Genomic DNA, 20,701 nt, shown 5'->3' on the forward strand with positions numbered 1-20,701 from the left:
CCTATGGAAAAACATGAAATTTATTTGCAGGCAGCATAAAATCTGCCAGTAGTTTTAATCTACTGGCAGGAAAAATTTATATTTTTTTCATTGTCTACTTGACGGGGAGCAGTTCATTGAAGCGGCCCTTTTTTAATTACTTTAATAATTTCATGATAAACCAAGGCGGCACAAAAAAACCTTCAGCCGGTGTGACGGGAAAAGGATGCTGTTGTTATGTAGTAAAAGGCCGTCAGTTTATTCGTCGTCGTCAATGATCATATTGTCCAGAGCATATTTTAATGCCATGCTGATCAGCTCATTTCTGGAACGGTTCGTTCTGGCTGACAGCTTATTATATTCTTCCTGTATTTTCTTTTCTGTTCGAATTGTCATAGTGACATATTTGTCGTCCTTTGGTCTGATAATTAATTTATTATCCGTTTTATCCATGGTGCATTCTCCTGTTTGATTTTACTACATTATAAATTAAACTGCGAATATAAATCTATAACAGAAAATAATTTAAAAATACAATGCAAAAATGATGTGAATTGTGATATTATTTATTATAAAAAGACATCTATTATACCAACTTTACCTGAAAAAGGGGTTGAAAAAATGAAAGGTCTCCGGAAGCGTCAGAAAGCAAAGAAAAAGGACGACTGTTTTTTTAAAATATCTATATGTTTTTTTCTGGGGGGTATTCTGCTGTGTTTTGCGGCGGTAGCTGTGGGAGAAGGCAGCAGCTTCAGGCAGATCTGTGCCGTGGGAGCAGGCATCTTTTTCATTCTGGGATTAATCTTCCTCTGTCTTGCCGGAGCAGAGGGGCAGGAGCCTTACCTGATGGAGCCGCATGAGACTTTGAGCCGGGAACAGATAGATGAACTGAAAGAAATGCTTAAAGAGGCACAGGAGAGGATCCGAAAGAAGTGAAGAGAAGAAGAAAATGTTTTCAAATATATGTGTCTGGGGTATAATCTATAATGGTTTTTTATTGACATGGATAAAAATTACGACAGACGGAGGATGAGAGATGGAGTTATATCATGGACGTCCGGAGAATGAGGATGGACGGCTGGAAAAGGAAATCCGGGTATATGATCTGCTGGATTCCCTGGGAATGGATTATTATCGCACGGATCATGAGGCGGCGCAGAATATGGAAGCCTGTAATGAGATTGACGCGGTGCTGGGAACGGTGATCTGCAAGAATTTATTTTTATGCACGGCTAATAAGAAGAAGTTTTATCTGCTGATGATGCCGGGAGATAAGCCTTTTAAGACGAAGCTTTTGTCAAAACAGATCCAGACTTCCCGGCTTTCTTTCGCAAGTCCGGAATATATGAAGGAATATCTGGATATTGAGCCGGGATCTGTGAGTATTATGGGGCTGATGAATGATACAGAGAATCATGTGCAGCTGGTGATTGACAGAGAGGTTCTTGAGGACGAATATCTGGGGTGTCATCCGTGCATCAACACGTCCAGTCTCAAACTTAATACAAAGGAAGTGCTTGAGAAGTTTCTGCCGGCGGTACACCACGAAGCGCTGGTGGTAGAACTGCCATGGGTGGTGGAAGAATGATGGCATACTGCATGGAATGTGGCACGAAGCTTAAAGACCGGTTTTTAAAAAATGAAGGGATGGTCCCTTTTTGTGAGAAATGCAAGGAATACCGGTTTCCGGTGTTTTCTACGGCGGTCAGCATGGAGGTGCTCAGTCCGGACAGGGATAAAGTGCTTCTGATCAAGCAGTATGGAAAGGATCGTTATATTCTGGTGGCAGGTTACATTAATAAGGGAGAGAATGCAGAACATACCGTTGCCAGGGAGGTCATGGAAGAGATCGGTCTCCACGTGGATGAGATTCATTTTGAGAAAAGTGAATATTTTCCGGCAACTAATACCCTGATGCTGAACTTTTCCTGCGTGGCGGACTCGGAAGATTTGTCTGGTATGTCGGAGGAAGAAGTGGATTACTGCCGCTGGTTTTCTTTGGAGGAAGCTGCGGAGCAGATTGCGGAAGGCAGTCTGGCGGGCAAGTTTCTCACACATTTTCTGGAGGAACATCATTATTCCTGCGGGCCGGACGTCAGGTAGGAGCATGGACAGAAGATTTGTCATATACTGTTAAAAAAGGCACCAGGCTGTGCATGATTCTGTCTGTGGACACGTTTTTTATGAAGAACGATCTGCGGGCGGGATTGCCGGCTGGCAGGTATATGGCGATGAGAGCTGAATGGGAAAATATATTTCATTTGTCACAGATATACAGCCGCGGCATTACCGGGAAAGGAATCGCCGCGGCTGTTTTAGATACAGGGATTTACGAACACGAAGATTTCAGGTTTCCCAAAAACCGCATCTGCTGTTTTCGGGATTTTATAAATGGAAAGAATATGCCCTATGATGATAACGGGCACGGTACCCATGTGAGTGGTATTGTGGCCTCCGGCGGGTTTGGTCCCGGCACAAAAAGGATCGGGATTGCTCCGGAGGCGGAGATTGCCGCCCTGAAAGTACTGGATGAGAAAGGCAGCGGTAAGATCAGCACGATGATGCAGGCCATTGACTGGCTGCTGCAGAATTACCGGAGATTTGGGATCCGCATTGTCAATATTTCCGTGGGAATGCCGGTAAAAAACTGGAGAGATCCCCAGAGGGATCCTCTGGTTCAGAAAGTGGAAGAACTGTGGGATGCGGGGCTGACCGTGGTGGTGGCCGCGGGGAATGAGGGGCCGGGACAGTATACCATCACCAGCCCCGGCGTCAGCCGGAAGGTGATCACAGTGGGAGCGCTGGAAGAAGGGACTTCGCAGAAAAGAGGGTTTGGCAGAATGGTGCATTATTCCGGCTGCGGGCCGGTACCGGGCACCTGCGTGTGCAAACCCGATGTGATCGCGCCGGCCAGTGATATTTTAAGCTGCGATAATCACAGAGGCGCTTACCGGAGACGAAGCGGTACTTCCATGGCCACCCCGGTGGTGACGGGGGTGATCGCGCTGCTTCTTTCAGCGCAGCCGTGGCTGACCAATCTCGATGTCAAGATCCGGCTGATGGAAACCGGCATCGACTGTGGGATTTCCAAAAACCGTCAGGGCTGGGGCATGATCAATCCGGCCGGTCTGCTGGGGATCTGACGGCAGATGTATTGAAAATAACCTGATTAGCATATATGACGATAAAATGATAATAAAATATTAAAAATATTATATAAAATTACGGATATTTCTTTCTTTTTTTAAAATTCTATGTTACAATTGTTGCAACAATATAACTAAAAAAGTAAAGGAGATATCGGGAATGGCAAATTGTATTACACTTAATCAGACCTCCTACCACGGAGCAGGAGCAATTCAGAATATTCCGGCGGAGGTTACAGCGCATGGATTTAAGAAGGCTTTTGTGTGCTGCGGACCGAATATTTTAAAGCGCGGCGTTACGGCAAAGGTGACAGATCTCTTGGACGAAGCGGGGATGGCTTATGGGATTTTCTCAGACATTAAAGCAAACCCTACCATTGAAAATGTACAGAATGGCGTGAAAGCTTTCAAGGCATCCGGAGCGGATTACATCATTGCCATTGGCGGCGGTTCTCCGATGGATACGGCAAAGGCCATCGGTATTATCATCAACAATCCGGAGTTTGCGGATGTGAGAAGTCTGGAAGGCGTTGCTCCGACCACGAAGCCATCGGTTCCGATTATTGCAGTTCCGACCACAGCGGGAACCGCGGCGGAAGTTACCATTAACTATGTAATTAAAGATGATGAGAAACAGCGCAAGTTTGTCTGCGTGGATACAAAAGATATCCCGATCGTTGCCATCGTGGATCCGGATATGATGAGCGGCATGCCTTACGGACTGACCGCAGCCACCGGTATGGACGCTCTGACACATGCCATTGAAGGATATATTACGAAGGCAGCCTGGGAGATGACCGATATGTTCCATATTAAAGCCATCGAAATCATCTCAAGAAGTTTAAGAGCAGCCTGTGAAAATGATCCGAAGGCGCGGGAAGACATGGCTCTCGGACAATATATTGCCGGACAGGGATTCTCCAATGTCGGACTGGGTATCGTACATTCCATGGCGCACGCTCTGGGAGCAGTGTATGATACACCGCACGGCGTGGCCAATGCGATCCTGCTGCCGACTGTCATGGCATATAATGCCGACGCTACAGGAACCAAATATAAAGACATCGCCATCGCCATGGGCGTGGAAGGCGTTGAAAATATGACTCAGGAAGAGTACAGAAAGGCAGCCGTTGATGCGGTGGCCCAGCTGGCAAGAGATGTGAAGATTCCTGAGAACTTAAAAGAGATCGCAAAAGAAGAAGATCTTGATTTCCTGGTAGATTCCGCATTTAACGATGCATGCGCACCGGGCAATCCGAAAGATGCCAGCAAGGAAGATATCCGGGCATTGTATCTGTCTCTGATGTAACAGAAGACTGCCTGCATGCAGCCGGACTGTCCGGATGATCAGGCTTTCCTGTGCTGGATGATCAGACTTTTTGTATTGATAAACAGATACCTTATTCATGTTGATTATGTGTGATTTATGAAGAAAAGAGTCCTGCCATGGCGGCGGGACTCTTTTCTTTTGGGGTGCAAAAAATGTTTTTATGTGAAAAAGGTTACAGCCGTGTGATAAAAAGCAGAGCTGCTTTATGACATAAAAAAAGCGCTGCAGCGATTGATTGGAAATCATCGCGCGCGCAGATCATTCAAAATGAAGTTCAAAATAAAATTCAGAGCCGGACGATAAGCCGGGTTATGTCGTGAATGGTCATCTGTCTGATTCTGCCGTCGCCGGCAGACTTTAGCGACCTACCTGAAAGCAATCCGGGCGAGATTATAGCTTTCTGTTCGGTCTTGCTTCGGATGGGGTTTACATGGCATTCCCTGTTACCAGAGAATCGGTGGGCTCTTACCCCGCCTTTCCACCCTTACCGCCTGTTACGAGGAAGAGGCGGCGGTATATCTCTGTTGCACTATCCTTGGAGTCGCCTCCACCGGACGTTATCCGGCATCCTGCCCTGTGAAGCCCGGACTTTCCTCTCCCTGAAGCCTTTCGGCGTAAGAGGGAGCGACCATTTATCCGACTCTGAATCTTTCCCATTCTAGCAAAGAGCCATGAAAAAGTCAAGGTAAGAAGTTCTTAAGGACTTTTATAGCAAAAATGTGGTAAACTATTCAAAAAGCTGACAGCCGGATGTCCGAATGGCGCAGGACGGTACATTTCCTGATTCCGGACGGACTGACAGTCGGATGCGGCCTGTCATAATAAATCTACGGAGGAAATCACATGGATAAGAATGCAAGTATTTTAGTTGTGGATGATGATAAAGAGATTGCGGACCTGGTGGAGATTTACCTGGTCAATGACGGATATAAGGTTTTGAAGGCTTCAGACGGAGAGCAGTGTCTTAACATGCTGGCAGAACATCCGGAGATCCGGATGCTGATCCTTGATATCATGATGCCGGGCATTGACGGCCTCGAGGTGTGCCGTACCATTCGGAAGACAAGCAATATCCCGATTCTGATCCTGTCAGCCAAGGCAGAAGATATGGATAAGATCGTGGGCTTCGGCACAGGTGCGGATGATTATCTGACCAAGCCGTTCCATCCGCTGGAGCTTCTGGCGCGGGTGAAATCCCAAATGAAGAGATATACTTCCATCGAGCCGGAGAAGGATGCTTCTGCGGACAAAAAAGAGGAGATTGAGATTCAGAACCTTACGATTAACAAGGCAGCCCATGTGGTGAAGAAGAACGGGGAGGAGATCGCCCTGACGCCGATCGAGTTTGATATTCTTTACCTGCTGGCGTCCAACAGAGACCGGGTGTTCAGCACCGATGAGATTTTTGAGCGGGTATGGAATGAAAAGGTTTATGAAGTGAATAATACCGTTATGGTCCACATCCGGCGCCTGCGGGAGAAGATTGAGGATAATTCCAGAAGCCCGAAGATTCTGAAAACCGTATGGGGGGTCGGCTACAAAATTGAAGGTTAAAAAGTTTAAAAGTTTCCGGTTTAAAATGGTTCTCTATATGTTTTTGAGCGTTCTGGCGACCTTCATCACAGAGGGAATCATTTTTGCCGGCATCTATTTTTATGAGACGGAGATTCTGGCGGGAGAGTACCGCAGAGTCTGGGGAGCGTCCGGTCAGGGGAATCTGGCGCTGGGGATGTTTACCGCATCGGAGTCGGTATCCCTGGATATTCTGGTTATTTTAATTTTTACGATTCTTCTGCTGGTGATGTATTTTATTCTGATATCCCACAATTTTGTCACCTATGTCCGCGAGATCATAAGCGGTCTTGAGAAGATGAAGTCCGGGGATTTCCAGGAAGAGATTCCTGTAAAGGGAGAGGACGAGTTTTCGGAGATTGCCTATTCCATCAATGAAATGTGCAGGAATCTTTCTCAGACCCTGGAAGCCCAGAAGGAGACGGAGAAGACCAAGGATGAGCTGATCACCAACGTGGCTCACGATCTGCGCACGCCCCTTACGTCCATTCTCGGCTACCTGGATCTTTTATCCCAGGGAGATTTTCTGACGGAGGATCAGAAGCAGAAGTATCTGGGGATTGTTTCTTCCAAGGCGAGACAGCTGGAGACCCTGGTCAAGGATCTTTTCGACTATACCCGTTACGATAAAGATAAGGTGAAGATCAAAAAAGAGATTCTCGATCTGAATTTGTTCATGCCGCAGATCGTGGATGAGTTTTATCCAAGCCTCATGGAACACGGGCTCACGTGCCGCACAGAGTTCTATGAGGGCGCGCTGAATATCGAGGGGAACGGGGAACTTCTGGCAAGGGCCATCGGCAACCTGATGTCCAATGCCATCAAGTATGGCGCGGAAGGCAAGGTGATCGAGGTGAAGACCGGTCGTCTGGAGAATAAAGTGTTTGTGGCGGTGATCAATTACGGCAAGATCATCCCGGCGGAGAAACTGCACAAGATTTTTGATAAGTTTTACCGGGTGGAATCCTCCCGCTCTTTAAAGACCGGGGGTACGGGTCTGGGACTTGCCATCGCCAAGAACATTGTCAACCTGCATAACGGAAATATCTGGGCCACCAGCGATGAATACGGCACCCGGTTTCAGATTGAGCTGCCGGTGGTGGCGCCGTACAATGGAGGCAGATAGGATGAGGAAACAGCATGCTCAATGATTTATTTCGCACCTACAAAAAAATAATAATTCTTGTGCTCATTGTTCTGTGTATGGTGATTTTCTGGTTCTATGGATGCCACCGTCAGCAGCACGGCAGCGAAACGACTCAGATTTGGGAAGCAGAAGAGATGTCCGAGGCAGGCGGTTACAGATACCATTTTCAGACAGATGCCCTGTCCGGAAACGTGGTGTTTGGGACAAAAGGCTATATCGCTCAGGACAGAACAGTGCCTGTGAGAGTGAGTGTATCCTGTGAGGATAAGGCATTTACCGGAACCTTGAAGATCACTCTGCCGGGAGCGGACGGCGAGGGAGTATCTTACCAGTCGGCTTTGAGCTGCCGGGAAGGAGTTACCAGTAAGGTGTCCATGGAGATCCCTTCTCTGGGAAATGCATCGTATTTTTATTTTGAGATCCTGGATTCCTTCGGAACCGTCCAGTTTTCAGAGCGGGTGCTGACCCGGGATGAAGATGAAGAAGAGGCGGAAGAGAAAAATATATATATCGGAGTTTTGAGCAGTCAGTATTCTTCCCTGGAATATCTGGACGGCATGAGCCTGGACGTGGAGGATGAGAATCTCACGCTTAAGCTGGTGCGGTTTCTGGCGGGAGATTTTCCCACAGATGTGCAGGAACTGGGGTCGCTGTCCGGAATACTGATCGATTCTTTTGACACTTCTTCGTTGTCTCAGCTTCAGATCCGGTGCCTTTCTTCCTGGGTATCAGAAGGCGGAAGCCTGTTTGTGGGAACGGGTACCGGGGCGGAAGTGGTTCTGCCCAGCCTGGAGAAGATGCTGAAAGTGAAAGCCGAGGAGGTGGAAGAGGTTCAGTATTCTTTCACCAGTGAGTTGTCCCGGGCAGGAAGCGCGCGGCTGTATTCTTCCCGTCTGATTCTGGAAGAAAAGGATGAGTGGGAGAGCCTTTCTTTTTCTTCTCCGGCCTGTGTTTACCGGAAAGAATACGACAGTGGGGAGATTTCCGTGTTTTCCTTCAGCCTCACCGATGATACTTTCCGTCAGTGGACGGGCAGGGATGCGGTGATCGGACAGATTTTTGAAGAGGAACTGAACACAGAAGTGGGACGCTCCTGGGCGGATGATACCAGTCTGTGGTATGTCAAGCGGACACTGTATGCGTTCATGAACGGAAGACGTCTCAATACGTTTTATTATGGAGTATTTTTTATTGTATATCTGGGAGTTCTGGGATTTTTTGCCTATTATCTGCTCAGAAAGATAAAAAGACGGGAATATATCTGGGGTGTGGTTCCGGTGGTGGCCATTCTCTTTACCGTTTCCCTGGCTTTTCGGTCAGAGGGGAGCAACGGGGAGACAGGGGAAGGATTTTCCGCCATCCGCGTCAGCGATGCCGAAAAGAACAAAGACGACTATTTCCTTTTGTATCAGAGCAGCGAGGGGACGGAGGACAGCGTGGATCTGGTTTCCTCCATCTCCAGTGTGGAACCGGTGGATTATGATTACCGGACGGAAAATGTAGACGATTTTTCCGTGCGCAACATCACGGAAAATTACACCATCAATAATACGAAGAACGGTTTTGATATCGCTTTCGGGGAATCGGTCCCGGGAACTTCTTACATTCTTAAATGTTCCGGCAGTGAGCCTCAGGCGGACTATGCCGGCTGTTTTAGCGCGGATATCACTGCGGAGAATTCTTACTTTGAGGGAAATGTGACGAATCTGTCCGACTGGAATTTTGAGAAAGTGGTATTGATCCGGGGACAGCAGTATACGGTGATTAACGGGATGGAGCCGGGAGAGACGGCGGAAGTGAAAGAGAGTGCTGTCCGTTTCTGGACGGAATATGAAGAAGACCAGCTGGAGGAGGAAGACGACGCTACAGCCGTGGGCAGTCTGGTGGAATACCTGAAACAAAGATACATGCTGGAAAATCAGGATCAGGATACTCTTCTGGTCATTGGGATTACCGATGAAAATAATTTCCAGCTTCTCTCTAACGGAAATACCCTTGGCAACCGCCTGTCAGCGTTTGTTAACCGATTTGAGCTGCCAAAAAGTGACGACAGCGACTGCATTATCAATATCAATACCTGTCTCGACGAGGAGAGCGGGGAGACCTCCCTGCGCCATGATATCCTTGAGAAAAACGAAATGAAAGCGGTCTACGCTTTCGACCCTTCCAAGCTTGTGTGGGGACTGTTCAGGAACAGGGACGGCTTTGAAGGGGTGATATATGCATATAACTATGACACAGGAGAACAGGAACGGATTCTCGAGGAAGAAGACGATTTTATGAATTGTGATGAACTGGAGCCTTATATCTCGGACATGAATGAGATGATGCTGACCTATACTCTGCCGGCGGGCAGTGATTACGGGGAGGCGCCGGTTCTGTCTCTTCTGACCAAAGATCTGGAATAACAGGGGGAGCGGCTATGCTTGAATTTCAAAATACCTCTATCTACCGGCGGGAAAAAAGAATACTGGATGATTTTAATCTGACAGTGCCGGACGGGGCCATCATGGGTCTGGTGGGGTCTGACAGTAAGGCGAAGTCCATGATCCTGGCGGCAGCCAGCGGAAGCCAGGCTCCCGATTACGGGCAGATTCTGCTGGATGGCGTCTCTATTTATCAGGAGAGAAGCAGGGCATATCAGAATTTCGGATATATGCCCCGGGAGTACGGGTTTTATGATCTGCTCCGGGTGGATGAATATTTCGAGCTGTTCCTGTCTCTCTATAAAGTAAATGGAAGGTACCGGCAGAAGCGGATGGAGGAGGTGGCGGAACTGTTTGGCATCCGCCAGTATATGAGCGCCTTCATCGCAGAGCTTCCGGCGGAGATGCTTCCGTTTCTCTGTCTGGCCAAGACGGTTCTCCATGATCCCCAGTGGCTTCTTCTGGATGAGCCCTTCGCGGATCTGAGTTCCGCCAACCGGAATTCCATGATCAAAATTCTGCTGATGCTCCAGGAACAGGGCAAGTCCATGGTGGTCAATTCTCAGATGTTTCCGGAAACCCGGGATTTCTTTACGGATGTGGCTCTGGTGGAGGACGGCCAGGTGGTCGTGGAAGGAGAGACTGAAGAAATTTTTGAGACGGCCCTCAAAAAAAGTCCGGTGCGGATGCGTGTACTGGCAGGTCTTGAGGATGCGCTGGAAGTGCTGAAGGCCAATGCGCTGGTGGACCGGGTGACGGTGGATGAACAGGAAGTGATCTTCCGTTTCAACGGAGGAGAAAGGGAAGAGGCGGAGCTGCTCACCGATCTGGTGGCATCCGGTGCGTTTATTCAGAATTACATGAGGGACCGCGTTAATATTGAAGAAGTTTTCCGGAGGTAGGGCATGATAAATCCATTTTTAAAAACAGAATGGCTGCGGGAGGGAAGAAATATCCGTCTTCCGCTGATGATCATTTTTTATATTGCTATCATGGCGTTTATCATGATTTTATTCATGGTTTTTAATGAGGAGTCTTTTCAGCAGGGCTATTATTATAATACCACGACCTATCAGTATCAGTTTCTGATCATCAGCACATTTCAGATTGTGGCGGTGGTACTGCTCACGCCGTTCAATGTATCAAGACTATATATCGTTGACAAAGAAAAAAATATGCTGGAGCAGTTTGAGATGCTGCCGGGTATGCCATTTCAGTATGTAACTGCGAAGATGTTTCTCGTGCTGGCCGTGCATGCACTGCTCTTTATCTCCGGCCTGCCCGTGTCCGCCCTGTCCTGTATCTATACGGGGATCAGCGGAATCAAGCTGGTGCGCCTGGGACTGATGATTCTTCTTTACGCATTCTGGAGCGGGACGATCTCCATCTTTTTTTACACGGTGTGCAGTAAAAGCGTCTGGGCCTTCGCCTCGACGATTTTTGTGCAGCTGATGTTTGGAATCGGAACGTTGATGCTGGCGGAAGCTTTCCGAAATGGTTCGCTGATGATGAGCGGCAGCGGACGGATTGCGCCGGAGGTGGTCGCTGTCTGCCTGGTCCTGCTTGCCCTGAATCCATTGTCATCGTACATGGGATTTTACGGAAGCATTACAGGAGATATCGGTCTTTTCGGCACGTTCTGCAGCCATCTGGGTATTGACACGTCGGATAAATGGTTTATTTTGTTGTTTTATAAGATGTCCAACCTGGTCTGCCTGCTGACGGGGATTGTATTTCTGGTGCTTTCCATCTGGTATATGGACCGGCGGAAAAGGACTTAGAGCGGGCTTCCTTTGTGCATTTGCCTTGTACAACAAAAAAGGCTGTGCTATAATAACAGAACTGTGCAGAAGCGGCAGATATGCCGTATCAGCGGTGAACCATTGTGAACATGAGAAATGAATAAAACAGAGAGGACAGAATTATGGATTTGTTGTATAGAAGTACAAGAAACAATGAAGAAACAGCAAAGGCATCTGAGGCGATTCTCCGCGGACTGGCGGGAGAAGGCGGTCTGTATGTGCCGGAGCAGATTCCGGCGCTGGACAAAAGTATGGAAGAGCTGTCCGGAATGAGTTATCAGGACGTGGCCTATGAAGTGATGAAGCTGTTCCTGACAGATTTTACGGAAGAAGAATTGAGACACTGTATCAACAGTGCTTATGATAAGAAGTTCGATACGCCGCATATCGCGGAGCTTGTGAAAAAAGACGGCAAGTATTTTTTGGAACTCTTTCACGGTGCGACCATCGCCTTCAAGGATATGGCATTATCCATCCTTCCGTATCTGCTGACCACCAGCGCCAGAAAGAATCATGTAAAAAATGAGATCGTGATCCTGACAGCCACTTCCGGAGACACGGGAAAAGCGGCTCTGGCAGGCTTTGCCGACGTGCCGGGCACAAAGATCATCGTCTTTTATCCGAAGCACGGCGTGAGCCCGATCCAGGAAAAACAGATGATCACTCAGCGGGGAGAGAATACTTACGTTATCGGTATTGAAGGGAATTTTGACGACGCCCAGACCGGTGTGAAGAAGATGTTTTCCGATACCGCGCTGGCTGAGGAGATGGCAGCGGCAGGATATCAGTTCTCTTCCGCCAATTCCATCAACATCGGACGTCTGGTCCCTCAGGTGGTTTACTATGTATATACTTACGCTGCCCTGCTGGCTCAGGGAGAGATTGCCGACGGCGAGCAGATCAATGTGGATGTGCCGACCGGTAACTTCGGCAATATTCTGGCGGCTTATTATGCCAAACAGATGGGCGTGCCGATCGCGAAACTGATCTGCGCTTCCAATGAGAATAAAGTACTTTTTGATTTCTTCAGCAGCGGCTGTTATGACAAAAACCGGGAGTTTATCCTCACGTCCTCTCCATCCATGGATATCCTCATTTCCAGTAATCTGGAGAGACTGATTTATCAGACGGCGGGAAGAGACGCGGAGAAAAACAGCGCTTACATGAAGGCGTTAAATGAGGCCGGCCGCTATGAGATCACCGATGAGATGCGGGAGCAGATGAAGGACTTCTACGGCAACTATGCCAGCGAGGAAGAGACAGCGGCAGCCATTAAGAAAATATACGAACAGACCGGATATATCATGGATACGCATACCGCGGTGGCGGAGAGCGTTTATGAAAAATATATGGCAGACACGAAGGACGACACAAAGACAGTCATTGTCTCCACAGCCAGCCCTTACAAATTTACACGAAGCGTTATGAATGCCATCGATCCGGCCTATGACGCCCAGAGCGATTTTGCCCTGGTGGATGAGCTGGAGCGTCTGTCCGGCGTTCCGGTGCCGCAGGCCATTGAGGATATCCGTTCCGCTCCGGTTTTACATGATACTGTCTGCGAAAAAGAGGAAATGTGCAGTCAGGTGAAGCGGATTCTGGGAATTCAGTAAGAAGACCGCCCGCAGGAGGGAAAATATGAAAATATCTGTAACTTTTGTAGATAACGTTCTGGAAGTCAGGAAGGAAGGGGAAGGCCTGCAGGCCGAGTCCTGGCAGAGAAAACTGGATGATTTTGAACTGAAAAAAAATGTATCGACCGGCATCACCATAAAAGATAAAAAACAGAGAAAGATTCTTTTCTGGAAGCCTGTGGAGGAGAATATCCTTATGGTTTATACCAGAGGAGGCGAGGTCAAGGCCAGTTATGCGCCAAGCAGAGGGGCTTATCTTCGGGTGCTGGAGAGAATGTGCAATGTGCAGCATATTTCTCTGACCAGAAGCGGGCTGTCTCTGCAGCTGCAGGTAGGCGTGGTGGACCGGGGAGATTTCACCTTTGCGGATGCCGCTCTGCTTATCGGCGGGCGGATCCGGCAGCCTTTTGACATACCGGTCAGCAAAAAGAGCCTGGACAAAGTAAAGGATAACGATCCGTTTTTTATCCGGAAGTTTCATTTTACCATGGACGAGATGACAAAAGAGATGGAGGAGACTTCTTCCCGTTTCGATATCGCTCTGAAAGTCAATGGCATGGACGTTACATTTCCGGTAAAGATCGAAGTGCCTGATGAGAATATCAAATATCAGCACGTGCCAATGATCAGTTTCTTCTATAGAGATCAGGCGGTACAGATCAAACATACCGGCGTGGGAAATGTACTGTTCGTCTGCCGGCCTATGGAAGAGGCGGAGAAGAAGCCGGCTTTCCATTTCTGGGAAAGCGATCTGGTGTCCGGATGGCTGTATCGCAGAGGGAAGAAGGAAAAGGAGAAATCTTCACAGAAGGTCAGCCTTTTTTATGAGAAGTTCTGTCAGAAAGCGGAAGAAGGAACGTTTGAGATTTTTGACATGGCGTGGAAAAGAAATCCAAAAGGCGCTTATTTTATCATAAATGGGGATTCCCCGGATTACCAGAGAATCAAGGATCACCCCAATGTGGTAAAACAGTATTCGAAGAAATATTACGAGCTTTTGTTCCGGGCCAACACCTATATTTCCACGGAGACGCCGTTCCACCTGAACATTATCCGTTCCAACAACAAATATTACCGCAGAAGTATTGCGGAGAATACTTTTGTGTTTCTGCAGCACGGAGTGACTTATATGAAATGTCACGGACCGAATTCTCCGTTCCTGGCGGGAAGAGAGATGGAGCCGGATTACATTGTGGTCAACAGCGAAAAAGAAAAAGAAGCCGTTCACCGCATGATGGGCATCGACAATTCCAGGATTTTAAAGACCGGCATGGGAATTTTCAGCAAGCTTTCCTACAAGCATCTGAATCAGGATTCCGACGATACCGCGGTGATCATGCTCACCTGGAAGCCATATGAAGATAATATGGAGGACTTTACCAAATCCAGTTATTATCAGAATACGCTGGCGGTTTATAATATGCTGCGGAAGTATCTGCCGGCGGATCAGATCCACATCGTGATCCATCCGAAGACTGGCGCTCATCTGGAGAAAACAGAGCTGGCGCCGAGTATCTGGAGAAAACCGATCTCCGAGGTGCTCAGCATCGCCAAGCTTTTGATCACGGATTACTCTTCGGTTTGCTACAACAGTTTTTATCAGGGCGGAGGCGTTGTCTTCTTCCAGGAAGACCTGAAGTTCTATGAGAAGGAAAACGGAAAGCTTATTCCGAAGGATGACGAGTACATCGGAAAACGTGCCTTTTCTCTGGAAGAGCTCAACACAATTCTGGAAGAGGGATGCCGGGACGGCAGAATTCAGCTTGATGTGTTCCGCACAGAGGAATTTGAACGCCGCTACCGGCAGATCAACGAATTCTCCGATGGAAAAAATATGGAGAGACTCTGTAAGAAGCTGAAAGAACTGAGACTGATCTGATCGTTTGTTATATGATATAGTTTTTTTGCCCGGGGCATGCCGGCTGTCACGGTTTTGTGAGAGCGGCGGTATTCCCGGGCGGTTGTATTTTTAAATAAAGTGGAGGAAATCATCGTGAAAAAATACGATTATCTGATTGTGGGCGCAGGCTTGTTCGGCAGTGTTTTTGCCCATGAGATGACGAAAAAAGGCGCTTCCTGTCTTGTGATTGACAAGAGAGACCATGTGGGAGGCAACATTTACACGGAAGAAGTGGAAGGAATCCAGGTTCATAAGTACGGCGCGCATATCTTCCATACTTCGGACAAAGAAGTCTGGGATTATGTCAATACGCTGACAGAGTGCAACCATTATATCAATTCTCCGGTTGCCGTCTATAAAGACGAACTGTATAATCTTCCTTTTAATATGAACACATTCAGCAGACTCTGGGGAATCCGGACGCCGCAGGAGGCAAAAGATATCATCGCTTCCCAGATTGCGGATCTTCAGATCGGAGAACCGCAGAATCTGGAGGAGCAGGCGCTGTCTCTGGTGGGACGGGATGTCTATGAGAAGCTGGTGAAAGGTTACACAGAAAAGCAGTGGGGAAGAGACTGCACAGAGCTGCCGCCGTTTATCATCAAACGTCTGCCGCTCCGTTTCATTTATGACAACAACTATTTCAATGACCCGTATCAGGGCATTCCAAAAGGCGGATATACGAAGCTGATCCTGAAACTGCTGGAAGGGTCCGATGTGCTGCTGGATACCGATTATTTTACCTTCCGGAAGGAGCATCCGGATATGGCGGAAAAGACCGTGTATACCGGGCCGCTGGACGCATACTTTGATTATAAGCTGGGAATTCTGCAGTACCGAACCGTGCGCTTTGAGACCGAGATCCTGCCGGTAGATAATTATCAGGGCAATGCGGTGGTCAATTATACCGAGCGAGAGGTGCCGTATACCCGTATTATCGAGCATAAACATTTCGAGTTCGGCACCCAGCCGTCCACCGTTATCTCCCGGGAGTATCCGGAAGAGTGGAAGCCGGGCATGGAACCGTACTACCCGATCAACGACGAAGAAAATGAAGCGCTGGCGGATCAGTACCGGGCGCTGGCCGAAGCGGAACCGGACACCATCTTCGGCGGCCGTTTAGGCACCTATCGTTACTATGACATGGATAAAGTCATCCGTCTGGCTCTTGATACGGTGAAGAATCTCTGATGGATCAATGTTTCCGCGGCCGTCGGCTGCGGCGATGAACGCCGGATATCGGAAATTGTCGGAAAGAGATGACAGAACTGCGGAAATAGGAGACATAAAGTAAAAAAAGTACAATATAATGTTGTATAAGAGAAAAAAGACACAAAATACTGTGAAAAAACGATGAATTTCCCAAAAAAAGTTGACAGAGCGGGAAACTTGGGATAGAATAGACAATATCGGTATAATAGTGGTAGTGCCGCTATCAGTATGATTAAGATAAATTTACAATAAAGCACGAAAGAGAAAGGAAGGGTAAGGTGTTCAGATCGCATACCCTTCCTTAAGATGTCTTCTTTATTATTTATCTTATGATACCAATGAGACAGCAGTCAGATAACAGGTCAGCAAAAAAGAATCGGGAGAACAAACATGGATGATGCAAGATTAAGTTTTTCTAATATTATGGAAACACTTCTGAAACAGGCCCACCAGAATAAAAACGTGCTCGAGTACAAGGAGATTAACGATGCGTTTAAGGATGTTGAGTTGACCCCTGAGAAGTTTGAGTGGATTCTTGACTATTTTGAAAAGCAGGGCGTAGATGTTCTGAATACCAGTGAGGAAGATAACGATGATAACTTTATCGATGACGACGCGGAAGAAGTGGAGCTCATCGATGATACGGACATTCTGGAAGGAGTCAGTCTGGAAGATCCGGTGCGTATGTATCTGAAAGAGATCGGCAACATCCCGCTGCTGACAGCCGAGGAAGAAGTCTTTCTGGCACAGCGCATCGAGAAGGGTGACGAACAGGCCAGAAAGCAGCTTATTGAAGCCAACCTGCGTCTGGTGGTAAGTATCGCCAAGAAGTATGTCGGAAGAGGCATGTCGTTCCTGGATCTGATCCAGGAGGGCAACATGGGTCTGATGAAGGCCGTGGAGAAGTTTGATTACAAGAAAGGTAACAAGTTCAGTACCTACTCCACCTGGTGGATTCGTCAGGCGATCACCCGAGGTATTGCCGATACGGCAAAGACCATCCGGGTTCCGGTACATATGGTGGAGACCATCAACAAGACGCTTCGTACTTCCAGAATGCTTCTGCAGGAGCTTGGAAGAGAACCTACCAATGAAGAGATTGCAAAGAAGATGAACATGCCTGTGGCAAAGATTGACGAGATCCTGAAGACATCCAGAGATCCGGTATCCCTGGATACGCCGATCGGCGAGGAGGAGGACAGCCAGCTGGGAGATTTCATCGAGGATGAATCCCTGCTCTCTCCTGTGGATTCCGCATCTTTCTCCATGCTGAAAGAAGAACTGGAAGTGGCCATGGCATCTCTCACCGAGAGAGAGCGGAATGTCATCAAGCTCCGTTTCGGACTGGACGACGGCAAGACAAGAACCCTGGAAGAGGTTGGAAAGGAATTTAATGTAACCAGAGAGCGTATTCGTCAGATCGAGGCGAAGGCTCTTCGGAAATTACGGCATCCAAGCCGGAGCCGGAAACTTAAGGATTTCCTGGAGTAATGTGCTCCGGGCCCGGCGGATTTCTTCAAGTGCGTGTTGCCAAATGATAAATAATTGATTAAAATAGTGGGAAGACTGAGGAATCAGGACTCCCGCTATTTTTATTTCACAGGAAATTGCATTCCCATGAAATAAAAAACGCTCCGCGAGGATCGCACTGCGGCGGATAGGAAGATGCCGCTTTCGCGACCCGCCGCAGGCGGAGAATCCTGCTTTGCAGGATTCTTTCTTGTTTCACAGGAAATTGCATTCCTAAGCGTGGAGCCACCTGTCATTCCGGAAAAATCGTAAAGCCCTGCAGTCGGGATACACATTTGCGCGCAAAAAAGAGCTTGCCGGAGCAGCTGCATCCGGGCGGAACATGGGCGCAGAGAAAGGAAAGTAGAATGAAAGACGGATTTTTACGGGTGGCGGCAGCATCGGTGGATGTGAAAGTGGCCGACCCGGTATTTAACAAAGAGAGTATCATGAAGACAGTGAAGAAGGCGCAGGAGCGCCGGGTGAAAGTGCTGGTCCTTCCGGAACTGGTGATGTCTGCCTACACCTGCGGCGATCTGTTCTGGCAGAAGCCGCTGCTGGAGGAGAGCAGAAAACAGCTGGGAGAGCTTCTTTGTGAGACGGCGGACATTTCCATGGTCATTGTGGCCGGGGCGCCGCTGGTTGTTCATCAGAAGCTCTATAACTGTGCGGTTTTTATGTATAAAGGACGGATTCTCGGCGTGGTGCCGAAGCATTATCTGCCTAATTATTCGGAGTTTTATGAGGCGAGACATTTCACACCGGGTAAGAGAGAGGTGGAGATGATCCGTCTGCTGGGGCAGGAAGTGCCTTTTGGGATGAACATTTTATTCTGCTGTGAGAATATGGAGAATCTGGTGCTGGCGGCGGAAATCTGCGAGGATCTGTGGGTGCCGCTGCCGCCGTCCACCTTCCACGCTCTGGCCGGTGCCACAGTCATCTGCAATCCTTCTGCCAGCGATGAGACCACCACAAAGGACGCGTACCGCCGGGAACTGGTCAGCTCCCAGTCGGCAAGGCTGGTATGTGCTTACATTTATTCCTCCGCAGGAGAGGGCGAGTCCACCCAGGACCTGGTATACAGCGGACACAATATGATTACCGAGTACGGAACGGTGCTGGCGGAATCAGAACGGTTCGAGAATCATTATACGGAGGCGGAGATTGATCTGGAGCGGCTGGCGGCGGACCGCCGGAAGACGTCCACCTTTGTGACCGGCGATGGGGGACAGTCTTATCATAAAGTATATTTTACGCTGGAAGAGGAAGAGACGGAGCTGAACCGGTATTTTTCCCGGACGCCGTTTATTCCTTCCAATAAAGAAGACCGGGATAAACGCTGCGACGAGATCCTGACCATTCAGGCCATGGGCCTTAAGAAACGTCTGGCCCACACCGGATGCCGGCATGCGGTCATCGGTATCAGCGGCGGTCTGGATTCCACTCTGGCGGTGCTGGTGACGGCGAGGGCTTTTGATATGCTGAATCTGCCGAGAGCGGGCATCATCTGTGTGACCATGCCGTGCTTCGGAACCACGGACCGCACTTATTCCAATGCCGTGACTCTCACCGAAAAACTGGGCGCTTCCCTGCGGGAAATCCGGATCAACCGGGCGGTGGAACAGCATTTTTCAGATATCGGCCATGATCCGGAGGTCCATGATGTCACCTATGAGAACTCCCAGGCCAGGGAGCGGACACAGATTCTCATGGATATTGCCAATCAGGAAAACGGCATGGTCATCGGAACCGGGGATATGTCTGAACTGGCCCTCGGCTGGGCCACTTACAACGGCGACCACATGTCCATGTATGCGGTGAATTGTTCGGTGCCAAAGACACTGGTGCGTCATCTGGTGCGTTACTATGCCGATACCACCGGAGAGGAAGAACTGCGGAAGGTACTGCTGGATGTGCTGGATACGCCGGTGAGTCCGGAGCTTCTGCCGCCGGTGGACGGGGTGATCTCCCAGAAGACAGAAGACCTGGTGGGACCTTACGAGCTCCATGACTTTTATCTGTATTATATGCTTCGTTTCGGTTTTGGCCCGTCCAAAATCTTCCGCCTGGCAAAGAAAGCGTTCGGCGCAGATTATGAGGACGCTGTTATTTACAAATGGCTCCGGACTTTCTGCTGGAGATTCTTTGCCCAGCATTTCAAACGCTCCTGCCTGCCGGACGGACCGAAAGTCGGTTCCATCGCCGTCTCACCGAGAGGCGACCTGCGGATGCCGAGCGACGCAAGTCCGGCTGTTTGGATGGCGGAGCTTGACAGAATGAAAGAAGAACTGGGACTGGAATAAAGCACGTTTCCGGGGAAAAGCGCCAAAGGTGCAGTGTATATTTGGGACGGACGCCGAAGCGCTGTCTGGCATGGAATATTGAAGCGGCAGTGCCAGAAAATGGCGCAGCGTCAGGACTGCGCCTTTTGGAGAGCATTTTTGATGGCCTGCTGCAGGATGAGTCCGGTGTATTTGTTCTCGGAGTCCAGCTGCAGGTCGTCGATGGAAGAAATGCTGTCCAGCTGTTCGTTGATGCTTTCCAGGGAAGGTTCCAGCAGCGGATACATGGCGGTGACGCTTTCCGACAGATTATTTAAGCTTACGGAGGTAATATGGTCTTCATCAACGGACACGGCCACATCCAGGGCGGTATCTCCCAGGGTTATGGTTGAAGTATAGACGCCCGGGGTGTAGACGCCGGCGCTGGTGCTCACATTTTTTTCCTCCGGAGCGAACATGAAAATGAGCAGGAGAATGAGAATAATAGCAAGACAGATGAACAGTGCCGTGTAAATCAGTTCTTTTGCTTTTACCACAATAATTTTTGTTTTTGCACTCAAAAAAAACAGTCCTTCCGATACATAATTTTAATAAATTCTATTCTGCCAAAGGGGATTTATGACTATTTTATTTAACAGGAAACTTCGTTTTCCCTTAAATAAAACGCCCAGCGAAGATTGCACTGTGGCGGATGGGAAAATGTCGCTGGAGCGGCCTGCCGCAGGCGGAGAATCCTGCTTTGCAGGATCCTTTTTATGGAGG

Annotated in this window: 17 protein-coding genes and 1 other RNA gene; 15 read left to right on the forward strand and 3 right to left on the reverse strand. The window is 48.7% G+C overall.

The annotated features are described in order from the left end of the window. Positions 1–237: 237 nt before the first annotated feature. Positions 238–432 (reverse strand): CopG family transcriptional regulator, encoded by a 195-nt coding sequence (locus tag B5E53_RS16405; protein ID WP_087316991.1) that lies wholly within the window; start codon positions 430–432, stop codon positions 238–240. Positions 433–600: 168 nt separating this feature from the next. Between B5E53_RS16405 and B5E53_RS16410 the strand changes: the two genes are divergently transcribed. The 5 genes from B5E53_RS16410 to fucO all read left to right on the forward strand — a co-directional run bounded on the left by B5E53_RS16410 (position 601) and on the right by fucO (position 4,434). Continuing rightward, a complete protein-coding gene (locus tag B5E53_RS16410; RefSeq protein WP_087316994.1) occupies positions 601–915 on the forward strand; it encodes a hypothetical protein in 315 nt (104 codons plus the stop codon). A 100-nt stretch (positions 916–1,015) separates the two neighbouring features. After that, the gene (locus tag B5E53_RS16415) at positions 1,016–1,567 is read left to right on the forward strand and encodes a prolyl-tRNA synthetase associated domain-containing protein (RefSeq protein ID WP_087316997.1); all 552 of its coding nucleotides are present in this window, start codon (positions 1,016–1,018) and stop codon (positions 1,565–1,567) included. Further along, positions 1,549–2,082, forward strand: a complete 534-nt coding sequence (locus B5E53_RS16420) for an NUDIX domain-containing protein (protein ID WP_242963789.1) — start codon at positions 1,549–1,551, stop codon at positions 2,080–2,082. The genes B5E53_RS16415 and B5E53_RS16420 overlap by 19 nt, the downstream gene beginning before the upstream one ends. Positions 2,083–2,204: 122 nt before the next feature. Further along, the gene (locus B5E53_RS16425) at positions 2,205–3,122 is read left to right on the forward strand and encodes a S8 family peptidase (RefSeq protein WP_242963791.1); all 918 of its coding nucleotides are present in this window, start codon (positions 2,205–2,207) and stop codon (positions 3,120–3,122) included. A gap of 163 nt (positions 3,123–3,285) precedes the next feature. After that, positions 3,286–4,434 (forward strand): lactaldehyde reductase, encoded by a 1,149-nt coding sequence (gene fucO, locus B5E53_RS16430; protein ID WP_087317003.1) that lies wholly within the window; start codon positions 3,286–3,288, stop codon positions 4,432–4,434. A 305-nt stretch (positions 4,435–4,739) separates the two neighbouring features. Here fucO and rnpB read toward each other — a convergent pair. Further along, an RNA gene (gene rnpB, locus B5E53_RS16435) (RNase P RNA component class A) lies at positions 4,740–5,099 on the reverse strand. A 199-nt stretch (positions 5,100–5,298) separates the two neighbouring features. On the opposite strand from rnpB, the gene B5E53_RS16440 reads away from it, so the two are divergent. From B5E53_RS16440 to B5E53_RS16485, 10 genes are all read left to right on the forward strand, one after another. Next, complete coding sequence (locus B5E53_RS16440; RefSeq protein WP_087317006.1) at positions 5,299–6,009, forward strand: response regulator transcription factor; 711 nt, start codon at positions 5,299–5,301, stop codon at positions 6,007–6,009. Continuing rightward, complete coding sequence (locus tag B5E53_RS16445) at positions 5,999–7,153, forward strand: HAMP domain-containing sensor histidine kinase (RefSeq protein WP_087317009.1); 1,155 nt, start codon at positions 5,999–6,001, stop codon at positions 7,151–7,153. The genes B5E53_RS16440 and B5E53_RS16445 overlap by 11 nt, the downstream gene beginning before the upstream one ends. A gap of 14 nt (positions 7,154–7,167) precedes the next feature. Further along, on the forward strand, positions 7,168–9,582 hold the full coding sequence (locus B5E53_RS16450) for a hypothetical protein (protein ID WP_087317011.1): 2,415 nt from the start codon (positions 7,168–7,170) through the stop codon (positions 9,580–9,582). A 14-nt stretch (positions 9,583–9,596) separates the two neighbouring features. Then, complete coding sequence (locus B5E53_RS16455; protein WP_087317014.1) at positions 9,597–10,502, forward strand: ABC transporter ATP-binding protein; 906 nt, start codon at positions 9,597–9,599, stop codon at positions 10,500–10,502. A 3-nt stretch (positions 10,503–10,505) separates the two neighbouring features. Beyond that, positions 10,506–11,381 (forward strand): hypothetical protein, encoded by an 876-nt coding sequence (locus B5E53_RS16460; RefSeq protein ID WP_087317017.1) that lies wholly within the window; start codon positions 10,506–10,508, stop codon positions 11,379–11,381. 143 nt (positions 11,382–11,524) lie between these two features. Further along, on the forward strand, positions 11,525–13,015 hold the full coding sequence (gene thrC, locus B5E53_RS16465; RefSeq protein WP_087317020.1) for a threonine synthase: 1,491 nt from the start codon (positions 11,525–11,527) through the stop codon (positions 13,013–13,015). Positions 13,016–13,040: 25 nt separating this feature from the next. Beyond that, a complete protein-coding gene (locus tag B5E53_RS16470; RefSeq protein WP_087317024.1) occupies positions 13,041–14,915 on the forward strand; it encodes a CDP-glycerol glycerophosphotransferase family protein in 1,875 nt (624 codons plus the stop codon). 114 nt (positions 14,916–15,029) lie between these two features. Next, positions 15,030–16,127: a UDP-galactopyranose mutase gene (gene glf / locus B5E53_RS16475; RefSeq protein ID WP_087317028.1), complete on the forward strand. Its 1,098-nt coding sequence runs from the start codon at positions 15,030–15,032 to the stop codon at positions 16,125–16,127. A gap of 411 nt (positions 16,128–16,538) precedes the next feature. Continuing rightward, positions 16,539–17,639, forward strand: coding sequence for an RNA polymerase sigma factor RpoD (rpoD, locus tag B5E53_RS16480; RefSeq protein WP_087317031.1), 1,101 nt, complete (start codon positions 16,539–16,541; stop codon positions 17,637–17,639). Between the two features lie 386 nt (positions 17,640–18,025). Further along, a complete protein-coding gene (locus B5E53_RS16485) occupies positions 18,026–19,960 on the forward strand; it encodes an NAD(+) synthase (protein WP_087317034.1) in 1,935 nt (644 codons plus the stop codon). Between the two features lie 110 nt (positions 19,961–20,070). Here the strand turns inward: B5E53_RS16485 and B5E53_RS16490 are convergent, their stop codons facing one another. After that, positions 20,071–20,499 (reverse strand): hypothetical protein, encoded by a 429-nt coding sequence (locus B5E53_RS16490; protein ID WP_087317037.1) that lies wholly within the window; start codon positions 20,497–20,499, stop codon positions 20,071–20,073. Positions 20,500–20,701: the final 202 nt, after the last annotated feature.

The organism is Eubacterium sp. An11 (assembly GCF_002161065.1).
GTDB lineage: Bacteria > Bacillota > Clostridia > Lachnospirales > Lachnospiraceae > Anaerobutyricum > Anaerobutyricum faecale.

What these genes read in the sequence shown, in the direction of transcription:
- rpoD (WP_087317031.1), top strand. Translation starts at nt 16,539, where the DNA reads ATGGATGATGCAAGATTAAGTTTTTCTAATATTATGGAAACACTTCTG.
- B5E53_RS16455 (WP_087317014.1), top strand. Translation starts at nt 9,597, where the DNA reads ATGCTTGAATTTCAAAATACCTCTATCTACCGGCGGGAAAAAAGAATA.
- B5E53_RS16425 (WP_242963791.1), top strand. Translation starts at nt 2,205, where the DNA reads ATGGCGATGAGAGCTGAATGGGAAAATATATTTCATTTGTCACAGATA.
- B5E53_RS16460 (WP_087317017.1), top strand. Translation starts at nt 10,506, where the DNA reads ATGATAAATCCATTTTTAAAAACAGAATGGCTGCGGGAGGGAAGAAAT.
- B5E53_RS16485 (WP_087317034.1), top strand. Translation starts at nt 18,026, where the DNA reads ATGAAAGACGGATTTTTACGGGTGGCGGCAGCATCGGTGGATGTGAAA.
- thrC (WP_087317020.1), top strand. Translation starts at nt 11,525, where the DNA reads ATGGATTTGTTGTATAGAAGTACAAGAAACAATGAAGAAACAGCAAAG.
- B5E53_RS16420 (WP_242963789.1), top strand. Translation starts at nt 1,549, where the DNA reads ATGGGTGGTGGAAGAATGATGGCATACTGCATGGAATGTGGCACGAAG.
- B5E53_RS16405 (WP_087316991.1), bottom strand. Translation starts at nt 432, where the DNA reads ATGGATAAAACGGATAATAAATTAATTATCAGACCAAAGGACGACAAA.
- B5E53_RS16470 (WP_087317024.1), top strand. Translation starts at nt 13,041, where the DNA reads ATGAAAATATCTGTAACTTTTGTAGATAACGTTCTGGAAGTCAGGAAG.
- B5E53_RS16415 (WP_087316997.1), top strand. Translation starts at nt 1,016, where the DNA reads ATGGAGTTATATCATGGACGTCCGGAGAATGAGGATGGACGGCTGGAA.
- B5E53_RS16450 (WP_087317011.1), top strand. Translation starts at nt 7,168, where the DNA reads ATGCTCAATGATTTATTTCGCACCTACAAAAAAATAATAATTCTTGTG.
- fucO (WP_087317003.1), top strand. Translation starts at nt 3,286, where the DNA reads ATGGCAAATTGTATTACACTTAATCAGACCTCCTACCACGGAGCAGGA.
- B5E53_RS16410 (WP_087316994.1), top strand. Translation starts at nt 601, where the DNA reads ATGAAAGGTCTCCGGAAGCGTCAGAAAGCAAAGAAAAAGGACGACTGT.
- B5E53_RS16440 (WP_087317006.1), top strand. Translation starts at nt 5,299, where the DNA reads ATGGATAAGAATGCAAGTATTTTAGTTGTGGATGATGATAAAGAGATT.